Consider the following 12,207-nt stretch of genomic DNA (forward strand, 5'->3'; position numbering starts at 1 on the left):
TGAAGAATGAGCATGTCCCGTGGAGGGGGTCTGCTGAGAGTTCAGACGGGTTCGGACGGAGGCGTTGTCCAGCGCCCACCAGGGATGGACATGCCCTCCCCTGCCCGCAGCCAATGGACATATTCCCGCCATGCCCACCCGCAGTCCTGAAGAATGAGCATGTCCCTTGGAGGGGGTCGGCTGGGGGTTCAGGCGGGGAGGTCAGACGAAGGCGTTGTCCAGCGCCCACCAGGGATGGACATGCCCTCCCCTGCCCGCAGGCACCGGACATGATCCCAGGATGCCCATCCGCCAGCCCAAAGAATGAGCATGTCCCGCGGACAAGGATGAGCATGTCCCGTGGAGGGGTCAGCCGAGGCGGCAGTACCCAAACAATGCGGCCGTCCCCATGCCGCCTGCAATGCTGATCATGGCCAGGGCCAGCTGTCCTTCCACCGGATTCCGGCGCGCCTGGGCCAGTAACCGGGTCACGAGCACCGCGCCCGACGCCCCGTAGGCGTGGCCCAGGGCCAGTGCGCCGCCGTCGAGGTTTACCCGCCCGGGGTCGATGCCGAGCTGGTCAAAGCAGGCAAGGGCCTGGGCGGCAAAGGCCTCATTGAACTCGATGAGGCCCACATCCCCGGCCGTCAACCCCCGCTCCGAGAGCAGCCGGTCTGCCGCCGCCGCCGCCCCGATCCCCAGGAGCTGCGGGTCGACCCCGGCAGTGTCCGTGCCCAGGACCAGGAGCCCGTCGGTCGCGCCAAGCTGCCGCGCCCGCCCTACCGTAGTGATCACGACGGCGGCGGCACCGTCTGCGTCGAAGCAGGAGTTTCCCGCCGTCACGGTGCCTCCCGCCGAGAACACGGGCGGGAAGCGCGCCATGACCGCCGCGCCGAGGCTGCCCCGGGGGCCGTCATCCGACCGGACCACCTCGGCGTTCTCCTGACCGGGTCCGGGCACACGAGCGAGCGGGACGAGTTCGCCGTCGAACGAGCCGGCGGCAGCGGCGGCCAGCGCCAGCCGGTGGCTGCGGAGTGCAAAGGCGTCCTGGCGTTCCCGGCTGATGCCGAACCGGGCGGCCACGTTTTCCGCCGCCACCCCCATGTCCGGATCCCCGTAGCTGAGGGGCGCGAACTGGGCGCGGCGGAAGAAGTCCGGAGTGCCGTCGTCGCTGCGGTGCGCGCGCAGGGGTGCCGTGCTGATGCTCTCTACACCGCCGGCCAGGTACACGCCGCCACCCCCGGCCGCCACCAGGCGAGACGCCAGCACGATCGCGTCCAGTCCCGAACCGCACTGCCGGTCCACTGTCACCCCGGGGACGCTCACGGGCAGCCCGGCCTCCAGGGCAGCAAGCCGGGCGACGTTGCCCCCGCCGCCCACGGCGTTGCCGATCACGACGTCCGTCACGGACCCCGGGACCAAACCGGCCCTGCCGGCCACGCCGGCCACGCCGGCGCCGCTGAGCAGACTGCGGAGGACCGGAGCGAGGAGCTCGTGGGACCGCAGAGTCTTCAGTGCCCCGTTCGCGCGGCAGATCGGCGTCCGGCGCGCGGCGATGATGACCGGCTGCCGGTCCTCCGGAAGGGCCTGCCTGCGGCGCTCAGGCAAGGCGCCGGATCCTGGGGTCGTTTTGGCCGACCCAGTCGAGCAGGAGCTGCCTGCTGAGTTTGCCCCGGTCCGTCAGGGGAAGTTCGGCCAGCGCGTAGTACTCCAGCGGGCGCTTGTTCCTCGCCAACACGTCCTCGACGCCTGCTTTGAGCTGGGTGGCCGTGACCGCCCCGTGAGACGGCACCACGCCGGCCACCACGCGCTGGCCGCGGACGTCATCGGCCGCGCCGGCGGCAACGGCTGCCGCCACACCCGGCACGGACGCCAGGGCCAGTTCGACCTCGTGCGGATACACGTTGGTGCCGGCGGTGATAATCATGTCGGAGCGCCGGCCCAGCATGTGCAGCGTGCCGCCGGACAGGTAACCCTGGTCCCCGACCGTAAACCAGCCTTCGAAGCACCGCAGCGCCTGCCCGTCGTCGCCCCACAGGTAGCCGTCGCTGACCATGCCGCTGCGGACGCAGATGTTTCCGTCGACGCCGTCGGCCAGCCGGGTTCCGACGTCGTCCAGTATCCGGATTTCGACGCCGGGAAAGGGCTTCCCGATGCCGGTGCCCCCAGGCTCCGCTGCCTGGCCGGGGCGCAGACCGGAGCCTGAGACGAAGCTGAGCTCCGAGGCGCCGTAGTATTCAAAAATGGTGGCGTTCGGTGCCCAGCGGCGGGCTGCTTCAAGCGTCCGTGCGTCCAGCTTGGAGCCCGCGCAGATGATGCTGCGGAGGCCGGAGCCGTCCACGCCGCCGGTGAGTCCGCGTTCGCTCAGCAGCCTGAGCATCGTCGGGACGAGGACCAGGCGGGTAATGCCGTCGTGATTGACGGCGGCGTGCGCGGCGCCGACGTCGAAGTGGTCCAGGGTGTGGAACTCCGCGCCGGCGTACAAACATTCGGCCAGGGCGTACAGGTTCAAGCTGGCCGCGAGGGGTCCGGGGGCGAGGGTCCTGTCTTCCGGGGTGAGGCCGAAGAATTCAATCGAGGCGTCGAAGGACTGCTGCCAGGACCGGCGCGAGCGCGTGAACGCCTTGGGAACCGATGTGGTGCCGGATGTCAGGCCGATCAAAAACGGCGCCGCCGGCGGTCCGTCCGTAAGTTCCGCCCCGTTCGCAGGACTCCGCAGCGCAGGGCCCCCCAGCGCAGGACCCGGCAGCGCCGGCACGGTGTCGGCGATCCGCTCCGCGATCCCGTCCTGCAGCTGGTGAGGCCACGCAGGGTCCAGGACGGCGCACTGCCGTTCCCCGGCGACTGCTGCCGCGAAGGCCACGACGAAGCCGGTGGAGTTGTTTTCGGACAACACGGTCACCGCCGGCGCTGCGGGCACGAGGGCGGCGGCCGCATCCCGGAGCCCGGCCCAGCTCAGGCGCTGCCCGGCCACGGCGACGGCTGTACCGTCGGGGCGCTCATCGGCCCAGCGCTGGAGTCTGTCGAGAAAAGGCATCATTTCAACTTTACCGGCCGTCGGTCCGGTCACAGTCAGCACACGATATTGTGACAGCATGAGTTTCAACGACAACGCCCAGCTGGATCCGTCGCAGGTCCAGGACCGCCGCGGGATGGGCCGCGGCCCGATGATCGGGGGCGGGATCGGCGGCGGCATCATCTTGCTGCTGGCGGCCCTGTTCGGCATCAACCCTTCGCTCCTCGAGGGCCTGACCGGCACCTCGCAGAACCCCACGTCACAGGCGCAGGGTTCCGCGCCCGCCTGCAGGACAGGCGCGGACGCCGACGCCCGGCTGGACTGCCGGATTACCGGCACGGTCAACAGCCTGAACGCTTTCTGGCCGACGTATCTGGCCCAGTACAACAAGAAGTACCCGCAACCCAAGACGGTGATTTTCAGCGGCAGCACCAGCACCGGCTGCGGCGCCGCGACGTCAGCCGTGGGACCGTTTTACTGCCCGACCGACACCACGGCCTACTTTGATCCCGGCTTCTTCCAGGAACTCGTCGACCGGTTCGGATCCTCCGGCGGCCCGCTGGCCCAGGAGTACGTGGTGGCCCATGAGTTCGGCCACCATATCCAGAACATCCTCGGCACCATCGACCGGGCCCAGCAGGATCCCCAGGGACCGGCATCCGGTTCCGTGCGCGTCGAACTACAGGCGGATTGCTACGCCGGAATCTGGGTGCATTACGCCACGACGCAGCCTGATCCCAAGACCGGCCAGCCGTACCTGGATCCGTTGAAGGCCCAGGACATCAACGACGCATTGTCGGCGGCGTCGGCCGTGGGTGATGACCGGATCCAGAAGGCCGCCACCGGCCGGGTGTCCCCCGAGGCCTGGACGCACGGCTCCAGCGCGCAGCGGCAGAAGTGGTTCTCCCAGGGCTACAAGACGGGCGACATCAACCAGTGCGATACGTTCGGTGTCGCCACCCCGTAGCCCATGTCTTCATCCGTTGCTCCGTAACTGCCGTTCTGGAGGGTCAAAAGGGCCGCTGCGGAGCAATCGATGGAACGAGGACGGCGGCCGGCCACCTTCGCTGGAAGGTGGCCGGCCGCCGTCGTCGTGTCAGGGAGTTTTAGATGTTGAAGCCGAGGGCGCGCATCTGGTCGCGGCCGTCTTCGGTGATCCGTTCCGGACCCCACGGCGGCATCCACACCCAGTTGAGCCGCCATTCGTCGACGACCCCGTCCAGGGCCTTGCCGACTTGCTCCTCGATCACGTCGGTGAGCGGGCAGGCGGCCGTGGTGAGGGTCATGTCGATGAGCAGCGCGCCGTCGTCGTCGGAGTACTTCAGACCGTACAGCAGGCCAAGATCAACGATGTTGACCCCGAGTTCCGGGTCGATCACATCCTTGAGTGCCTCTTCGACATCTTCGAGGCCCGTGCGGGCCACATTGAGTTCGGTCATGGTGGAGTCCTAACTAGGCCTGGGCTGCGGCGTCGGCGGCAGCGATGGTGGCTGCCCCTGCGCCGGTGGCGTAGCGGTCGTAGCCTTCTTCTTCGAGGCGGTCGGCAAGCTCCGGGCCGCCCTCTTCGACAACCTGGCCGTCAACGAACACGTGCACGAATTCCGGCTTGATGTAGCGCAGGATCCGCGTGTAGTGGGTGATGAGCAGGGTGCCCATGTTGCCTTCGGCGTGGGCGCGGTTGACGCCCTCGGAGACGACCTTCAGCGCATCGACGTCGAGCCCGGAGTCGGTCTCGTCGAGGATGGCGAACTTCGGCTTGAAGAGCTCCAGCTGGAGGATCTCCACGCGCTTCTTCTCGCCGCCGGAGAAGCCTTCGTTGACGTTGCGCTGGGTGAAGTCGGCGTCGATGCGCAGCTGCGCCATGGCGGCCTTGACGTCCTTCGTCCAGGTGCGGAGCTTGGGGGCTTCGCCGTCGATGGCGGTCTTGGCGGTGCGCAGGAAGTTGGTCATGCTCACGCCGGGAACCTCGACGGGGTACTGCATGGCCAGGAACACGCCGGCGCGGGCGCGCTGGTCGACGCTCATGGCGAGGACGTCTTCGCCGTCGAGGGTGATCGAACCCGAGGTCACGTTGTAGCGCGGGTGACCGGCGATGGTGGACGCGAGGGTGGACTTGCCCGAGCCGTTCGGGCCCATAATGGCGTGCGTTTCGCCGGTCCTGATGGTCAGGCTGACGCCCTTCAGGATTTCCTTGGTGCCCTGCTCGGTGTCAATGCTGACGTGCAGGTCCTTGATCTCAAGAGTAGACATGTGCCTTGTTCTCCTCTGCACGGTGCCCTCCGGCACTGTGCGTTTTCTTGTCGAATTCTTGTCGATAAATTTCTGTGGTGCGGGTTGCCGGCTGCGGGCAGCTAGCTGAAGTTCGGAGCCTCGGCGCCGTTGAGGACGTTCGTGAAGTCCACGTAGACCTCGTCGCCCACGACGGTCACGGCAAAAACAGGAACAGGATCGTAGGCCGGCAGCTGGAGCGGCTCGCCGCTGCGCAGGTCGAACTGGGAGCCGTGGCCCCAGCACTCGATCTTGCAGCCTTCCACTTCCCCTTCGGAGAGGGAAATGTCCGCGTGCGAGCAGGTGTCGCCGATGGCGTGGATCTCGCCCATCGAGTCCTTCACGATCGCTACGGGGTAGTCGTCGATCAGGATCCGCAGCGCCTGCTTGAGGTGGATCTCGCTGGCGTTGCAGACCAGTTCGCCCTTTGGCTGTTCAGTCATTGATGTTTTCCGTGTTCTCTGGTGCTGCGCACTAGTGGTTCGTTGCCGCGAGTTCGCGCTCGACGGCGGCCGTGAGGCGTTCTTCGATGGCCGGAACCTTGATCTGCTGGATGATCTCGTTCAGGAAGCCGCGGACCACCAGACGGCGGGCCACCTCTTCCGGAATGCCGCGGGCCATCAGGTAGAACAGGTGCTCGTCGTCGAACCGGCCGGTGGCGCTGGCGTGGCCGGCGCCGGCGATCAGGCCGGTCTCGATTTCAAGGTTGGGCACGGAGTCCGCGCGGGCGCCGTCGGTCAGGACCAGGTTGCGGTTGGCCTCGTAGGTGTCGGTGCCTTCTGCTTCCTTTCGGATCAGGACGTCGCCCACCCAGACGGTGTGCGCATTCCGGCCCTGCAGGGCGCCCTTGTACAGGACGTTGGACTTGCAGTTGGCGACGGCGTGGTCCACGAACAGGCGCTGCTCGAGGTGCTGGCCGGCGTCGGCGAAGTACAGGCCGAAGAGTTCCACTTCAGCGCCGGGGGCTGTGAAGCGTGCCGACGGCGTGACGCGCACGAGGTCGCCGCCGAGGCTGACAACGATGTGCTTGAACTTGGCGTCGCGGCCGAGCTTCACCTGCTGGGAGGACGCATGGACGGCGTCGTCGTTCCATTCCTGGAGCGAGATGACCGTCAGCTGCGCGCCGTCCCCGACGACGATCTCGACGTTTTCCGAGACAACGGCAGTGCCCTGGTGGTCCAGGACAACGACGGAGCTGGAGAACTTTTCCGCCACGATGACGAGGTGCTGCGCCGCAGCTGCCGTGCCCTGGCCGGTCAGCACAACGCTGACTTCGCCGTCCGCCTGGACCCCGGCGGGAACGGTGACGACCGTGGCCTCGGAGAAGTTCTCCCAGGCGTTGGCAGAGACCCGGTCCTCGGGGATGCCGGCGGAGCCGATCCGTTTGTCGCCGCGGCCGACCGTCTCGACCGTGACGCTGGCCGGAGCGGTGACGCTCACGGACGGGGCGGCACCATTGAGAACCTCGGTGTGCAGGCCGCGGAGGCGCTTGAGCGGGGTGAACCGCCAGTCCTCCTCCATGCCGGTCAACGGCTTGAAGTCGGCCAGCTTGTAGGACGTGAGGCGTCCGGCGCGTGAGCTGTCCGGAATGCCGACGCCGCCGCCGTGCGAGTGGCGCTTGACGGCCTCGCCGCCCAGCGGTGACTTGGACTCCGCCGCGTTCACGGGTGAGAGGCTTTCGCCTTCCTCCGTGAAGCCGTTGATGAACGGCTGGGAAGAGGGCGCGCCGATGCGGGCCTTTTCAGTAGTGATGTCAGTCATTAACCGACCGATCCTTCCATCTGCAGTTCAATCAGTCGGTTCAGCTCGAGGGCGTATTCCATCGGCAGTTCGCGGGCAATCGGCTCGATGAAGCCGCGGACGATCATCGCCATGGCCTCGTCTTCGCGCATGCCGCGCGACATCAGGTAGAACAGCTGCTCTTCGCTGACGCGGGAGACCGTCGCCTCATGCCCCATCGTGACGTCGTCCTCACGGATGTCGATGTACGGGTAGGTGTCCGACCGGCTGATGGTGTCCACCAGGAGGGCGTCACAACGGACCGTGTTGGCCGAGTGCTTGGCGCCTTCACGGACCTGGACCAGGCCGCGGTAAGCCGCACGGCCGCCGCCGCGGGCCACGGACTTGGACACGATCGAGCTCTTGGTGTTCGGGGCGATGTGGACCATCTTGGAGCCGGTGTCCTGGTGCTGGCCTTCGCCGGCAAAGGCGATGGAGAGGGTCTCGCCCTTGGCGCCCTCGCCCACGAGGTAGACGGCCGGGTACTTCATGGTGACCTTGGAGCCGATGTTGCCATCGATCCACTCCATGGTGGCGTTCTCCTCGCAGATGGCGCGCTTGGTGACCAGGTTGTACACGTTGGTGGACCAGTTCTGGATCGTCGTGTAACGGACGCGGGCGCCCTTCTTCACGATGATTTCCACTACGGCGGAGTGCAGTGAATCCGAGGTGTAGATCGGTGCGGTGCAGCCCTCGATGTAGTGGACGTAGGAGTCCTCGTCAGCGATGATCAGGGTGCGCTCGAACTGGCCCATGTTTTCCGTATTGATGCGGAAGTACGCCTGCAGCGGGATGTCCACGTGGACGCCCTTGGGCACGTACACGAAGGAACCGCCGGACCAGACGGCCGTGTTCAGCGAGGCAAACTTGTTATCGCCCACCGGGATGATCGTGCCGAAATACTCCTGGAAGATCTCCGGGTGCTCGCGGAGGGCCGTGTCCGTGTCCAGGAAGATGACGCCCTGCTGTTCCAGGTCCTCGCGGATCTGGTGGTAGACGACCTCGGACTCGTACTGGGCGGCGACGCCGGAGACGAGGCGGCTGCGTTCCGCTTCCGGGATGCCCAGCTTCTCGTAGGTGTTCCGGATGTCCTCCGGAAGGTCTTCCCACGTCGCGGCCTGCTTCTCGGTGGACCGTACGAAGTACTTGATGTTGTCGAAGTCGATGCCGGACAGGTCCGCGCCCCACGTGGGCATCGGCTTCCGGTCGAAGTACTTCAGGCCCTTGAGGCGGAGGTCGAGCATCCATTCCGGCTCGTTCTTCTTGGCCGAGATGTCACGGACCACGTCCTCATTAATCCCGCGGCGGGCATTGGCGCCGACGTCGTTCTTGTCGGCCCAGCCGTACTCGTAGGTGCCGATTCCGTGGAGCTCGGGATTCTTTTCCAGAATCTCCGAAATCACAGTAGATTCAGCAACCGTCTTCTCTGATAGTTGGTCCGTCATCACGGCCTTTCTTGCAGATGGTTGGATACTTCGTCCAGGGTGCCCGGAGCTGCGGAGCCCAGGGGCCTCCTGGCTGCCGGACGCCCTGTAGGTATATGGGTGGTGCAGACATGGCCGCCGCGCGCCAGCGTGGAAAGCCGACGTACGTCGACGCCGACCAGCCGGGAAAATACGTCGGTCTCCACATCGCAGAACACCGGGAACTGGGCGGCCAGGTGCTGGATGGGGCAGTGTCCCTGGCATAGCTGGACGCTGGACAGGGCTGCCGGCAACGGGGCTTTGGCTTCGACGGATTGCGCCGAGGCCACGAAGCCGTCACGGCTCAGGGCCTCCGAAAGGACCCGGGCGCGTGCCGTGATGTCCGTACCGGCCGCTTCGATTTCCGGCGCGTAGCGGCGTTCCATGTCGGCGAAGCGTTCGACGGCGAACTGCCGGACTGCCTCCGGGCCGGCCATTTCGCCGAGGCGGCGCAGCGCCAGGGTGGCGATGTCGAGGTAGTCGTTGCCGAGCGTGGACTGGCCCTGCGAGCTGAGGACGTAGCGGCGGGCCGGTCGTCCCGCGCGCGCACCGGCGCGGGCAACCCGCTTGACCTCGATCACGCCGCTCCGCGCGAGGTGGTCCAGGTGCCGGCGTACCGCGGCAGGGGTGAATCCGAGCTGGTCACCGAGTTCTGCGGCGCTGATCGGGCCATGCTCAAGGACCGCGTTCAGGACGCGGTCCCGGGTGCGCTCTTCGGCGTCGTGCACCGGAACCGCCCCCGCTGCCGGCACTGCCACTGCGGCAGTGCTGCGCGGGGCGCCGTGCCCGGCGAGGGCAACAGAGGAGGAACTCATGGAATACACAACACAATCATGTCGTAATTTACTCCGGCAGGCCAGTAAGGCATGGCTACGCTCCATACGGCCGCGCTCGGCCCCGGCCGTACTACATCACGTAGAATGCTGTGGTGCGATCTCCCGAATCCCCCGTCCTGTCCATCAGCGGGCTCGTCAAGGATGTTGGTCCACTGTCCTCCCTCGACGGCAAGATGCTGCGGGTGGTCAGCGGACTCTCCCTCGTTGCCGAACGCGGCCAGGTCACGGCCCTGCTGGGCGCCAACGGTGCGGGCAAGACCACCACCATCGAGTGCGCTCAAGGGCTGCAGAAGCGCACCGCGGGCAACATCAGCCTGCTGGGCCAGGATCCTGACACGGCCGGCGCCGGGCTGCGGGCACGCGTCGGTGTGATGCTGCAGGACGGCGGCCTGCCGCCGTCGGCCCGGCCGATTCCGCTCCTCCATCACATTGCCGGCATGTACCAGGACCCGTGGCCGGTCGACGAGCTGATCCGGCGCCTCGGCATTGACACGTTCAGCCGCACCAATGTCCGCCGCCTCTCCGGTGGCCAAAAGCAGCGCCTCGCCCTCGCCGCGGCCCTCGTCGGCAACCCCGAGGTACTCTTCCTCGATGAGCCGAGCGCCGGACTGGACCCGCAATCCCGCCAGATGGTCTTCGAACTGATCTCCGGGCTCCGCGACCGCGGCATGGGAATCATTCTCACAACCCACCTGATGGACGACGCCCAGCGCCTGGCCGATTACATCTACATCATCGACGCGGGGCGCAATGTGGCCGAAGGCACCGTGGCGCAGCTGCTGCAGCACGAGCTGGAGCCCGGCGTCGGCGAACAGCACGTCCGGACCCTCCTGTTCGAGGCCCCGCCCGGACTGGACCTGACCGGGGTACTCCCCGACGCCGTCGAGGTCCGGGAATCCAGGGCCGGCAGCTACTCCGCGACCGGCGCACTCACCCCCGCCGACCTGTCCGCCGTGGCAGCCTGGTGGGCTGCCCGCGGCATCATGCCCACGTCCATGAGCCTCGAGGCCCGCAGCCTCGAGGACGTTTTCCTGGACATCTCCGGAAGGGAGATCCGATGACCCCCGTTCCGGGCAACCGTGCCCTGGGCAGTGCCCCCGCCCCGCTGCTGCAGCGAATCCTGCTGCAGGGCAGGTATGAGACCGTCACGATGCTCCGCAACGGCGAACAGCTGATCCTCGCCGTGGTCCTTCCACTGCTGGCCATGGTGGGGCTGACCGTCACCCCTGTGCTTGACGGGCTCGGTTCCAGCCGGATCAACATCGCGGTTCCCGGCATTCTGGCCCTCTGCGCCATGTCCACGGCCTTCACCGGCCAGGGCATCGCCACGGGCTTCGACCGCAGGTACGGCGTGCTCCGCTTCCTCTCCACCACTCCCCTGGGCCGGACCGGGCTGATCGCCGGCAAAGTGCTCGCCGTCCTGGCCGTGCTGCTCCTGCAGGTCCTGGTCGTCACCGCCGTGGCCCTGATGCTCGGCTGGCAGCCCGACCCGCTCGGCTGGCTGCCAGGCCTGGCCTTGCTTGTCCTCGGTGCGGCCTCCTTCACCTCGCTGGGTCTTCTCGTGGCCGGCACGGTCCGGCCGGAGGCGACGCTGGCCATCACCAACCTGCTGTGGATCCTGCTGGGGGCGCTTGGCGGCATCGTGATACCGGCCGAACGGCTGCCCGCCCTGGCACAAGCCGTGGTGCATTTCCTGCCTTCAGGCGCGCTGGGTCAGGCACTGAGGGACGCGTTCCTGCATGGCAGCATCAACAGCGCTGCCGTGCTTGTCATGTTGCTCTGGACGGCGATTGCCGGCGGCGCAGCAACCCGTTGGTTCAAGTGGAATTGAGAAAAACTGTGAGTACGGCGTCACGCCCACCCCTCGCCTCCCGGATAACGTCCATGCTGCCCGTCGCCGTGGACAAGACGGTGAAACGGCTCGCCGTGTTGTCCCTGGTCGGCCAGATCGTCCTCGTGGTGACCGGCGGGGCCGTCCGCCTGACGTCCTCGGGCCTGGGCTGCCCGACATGGCCCCGCTGCACCGAAGGCTCCCTCGCGACCACGCCGGAAATGGGCTACCACGGCGTCATCGAATTCGGTAACCGGCTCCTGACGTTTGCGCTGGCCGCGGTCGCCGTGATGATGCTGGTGTACCTGTGGAACCTGCGCAAGGAACGCCGCGACCTCTACCTCCTGGCTTTGGGGCTGCTCGCCAGCATCCCCGCGCAGGCCATCATCGGAGGCATCACCGTGCTCACTGGTCTCAACCCCTGGGTGGTCGGGCTGCACTTCCTGGTGTCCATGGCCCTCGTGGTCCTCGCGACCCTGCTCGTCAACCGGGCCTTCGGCCGGACCGGCAGGGCCCGGCACCAGTCCGTGCCCGGGTCGCCGCTTCCGGCATCGCCGCTTCCCGCATCGTCCCTTCCGGCGCTGCCGGGTGCCGCGCGTCCGGTGATGCTCGCCGTCGCCGTCTTTTCCGCCGTCGCGGTCTGCCTGGGCGTGGCCGTGACCGGGGCCGGCCCGCACGCCGGCGACGCCAACGCACCGCGGAACGGCCTGGACTGGGAACTGATCTCGCACGCCCACGCCGTGCCGGCCTACCTCGTCACGGCAGGAGCGCTGTTCGGGCTGTTCCTGGTTTTCCGGGACCGGATTGGCGGCCCGTTCCGGAGCGGTGTCTTCCTGCTCCTGGGCGTCACCGTGCTGCAGGCCGTCATCGGCTTCACGCAGTACTACAACGGCATCCCGGCCCTCCTCGTGGGGGCACACATGCTGGGTGCCGCCCTGCTCATGTGCGCTGCCACCAACGCCGCCGACGTCGCCCGGTCCAGTCCCGTGAAATAGCCCGACTCTGTAGCCTGACTCTGTAGCCTGACTCTGTAGA

General features: G+C 67.3%; 12 protein-coding genes. 4 read left to right on the plus strand and 8 right to left on the minus strand.

What is annotated here, in order from left to right:
- Window positions 1-348 precede the first annotated feature (348 nt).
- Both AC1DCZ_RS03080 and AC1DCZ_RS03085 read right to left on the minus strand, forming a co-directional pair.
- A complete protein-coding gene (locus tag AC1DCZ_RS03080; protein WP_476973342.1) occupies window positions 349-1,587 on the minus strand; it encodes a thiolase family protein in 1,239 nt (412 codons plus the stop codon).
- A complete protein-coding gene (locus tag AC1DCZ_RS03085; RefSeq protein WP_476973343.1) occupies window positions 1,580-3,016 on the minus strand; it encodes an AMP-binding protein in 1,437 nt (478 codons plus the stop codon). The genes AC1DCZ_RS03080 and AC1DCZ_RS03085 overlap by 8 nt, the downstream gene beginning before the upstream one ends.
- Before the next feature lie 58 nt (window positions 3,017-3,074).
- Here AC1DCZ_RS03085 and ypfJ point away from each other — a divergent pair, with 58 nt between their 5' ends.
- Window positions 3,075-3,962 (plus strand): KPN_02809 family neutral zinc metallopeptidase, encoded by an 888-nt coding sequence (gene ypfJ, locus AC1DCZ_RS03090; RefSeq protein ID WP_476973344.1) that lies wholly within the window; start codon window positions 3,075-3,077, stop codon window positions 3,960-3,962.
- Between the two features lie 139 nt (window positions 3,963-4,101).
- Here ypfJ and AC1DCZ_RS03095 read toward each other — a convergent pair whose 3' ends face one another.
- The 6 genes from AC1DCZ_RS03095 to AC1DCZ_RS03120 form a co-directional block, all read right to left on the minus strand.
- A complete protein-coding gene (locus AC1DCZ_RS03095; RefSeq protein ID WP_056434018.1) occupies window positions 4,102-4,434 on the minus strand; it encodes a metal-sulfur cluster assembly factor in 333 nt (110 codons plus the stop codon).
- 13 nt (window positions 4,435-4,447) lie between these two features.
- The gene (gene sufC, locus AC1DCZ_RS03100; protein ID WP_476973345.1) at window positions 4,448-5,245 is read right to left on the minus strand and encodes a Fe-S cluster assembly ATPase SufC; all 798 of its coding nucleotides are present in this window, start codon (window positions 5,243-5,245) and stop codon (window positions 4,448-4,450) included.
- Between the two features lie 101 nt (window positions 5,246-5,346).
- Window positions 5,347-5,706, minus strand: coding sequence for a non-heme iron oxygenase ferredoxin subunit (locus AC1DCZ_RS03105; RefSeq protein ID WP_476896550.1), 360 nt, complete (start codon window positions 5,704-5,706; stop codon window positions 5,347-5,349).
- Between the two features lie 31 nt (window positions 5,707-5,737).
- Complete coding sequence (sufD, locus tag AC1DCZ_RS03110; RefSeq protein ID WP_476973346.1) at window positions 5,738-7,024, minus strand: Fe-S cluster assembly protein SufD; 1,287 nt, start codon at window positions 7,022-7,024, stop codon at window positions 5,738-5,740.
- Window positions 7,024-8,487, minus strand: a complete 1,464-nt coding sequence (sufB, locus tag AC1DCZ_RS03115) for a Fe-S cluster assembly protein SufB (protein WP_476896548.1) — start codon at window positions 8,485-8,487, stop codon at window positions 7,024-7,026. The genes sufD and sufB overlap by 1 nt, the downstream gene beginning before the upstream one ends.
- Window positions 8,487-9,320 (minus strand): helix-turn-helix transcriptional regulator, encoded by an 834-nt coding sequence (locus AC1DCZ_RS03120; RefSeq protein ID WP_476973347.1) that lies wholly within the window; start codon window positions 9,318-9,320, stop codon window positions 8,487-8,489. Before AC1DCZ_RS03120 ends, sufB begins: the two co-directional genes overlap by 1 nt.
- 113 nt (window positions 9,321-9,433) lie before the next feature.
- Here AC1DCZ_RS03120 and AC1DCZ_RS03125 point away from each other — a divergent pair, with 113 nt between their 5' ends.
- The 3 genes from AC1DCZ_RS03125 to AC1DCZ_RS03135 are packed head-to-tail and all read left to right on the plus strand — an operon-like array spanning window position 9,434 to window position 12,167.
- Window positions 9,434-10,402: an ABC transporter ATP-binding protein gene (locus AC1DCZ_RS03125; RefSeq protein WP_476973348.1), complete on the plus strand. Its 969-nt coding sequence runs from the start codon at window positions 9,434-9,436 to the stop codon at window positions 10,400-10,402.
- On the plus strand, window positions 10,399-11,172 hold the full coding sequence (locus AC1DCZ_RS03130) for an ABC transporter permease (RefSeq protein ID WP_476896545.1): 774 nt from the start codon (window positions 10,399-10,401) through the stop codon (window positions 11,170-11,172). Before AC1DCZ_RS03125 ends, AC1DCZ_RS03130 begins: the two co-directional genes overlap by 4 nt.
- Before the next feature lie 8 nt (window positions 11,173-11,180).
- Window positions 11,181-12,167, plus strand: coding sequence for a COX15/CtaA family protein (locus AC1DCZ_RS03135; RefSeq protein WP_476973349.1), 987 nt, complete (start codon window positions 11,181-11,183; stop codon window positions 12,165-12,167).
- Window positions 12,168-12,207 lie beyond the last annotated feature (40 nt).

The organism is Arthrobacter sp. 10N418 (genome assembly GCF_056394725.1).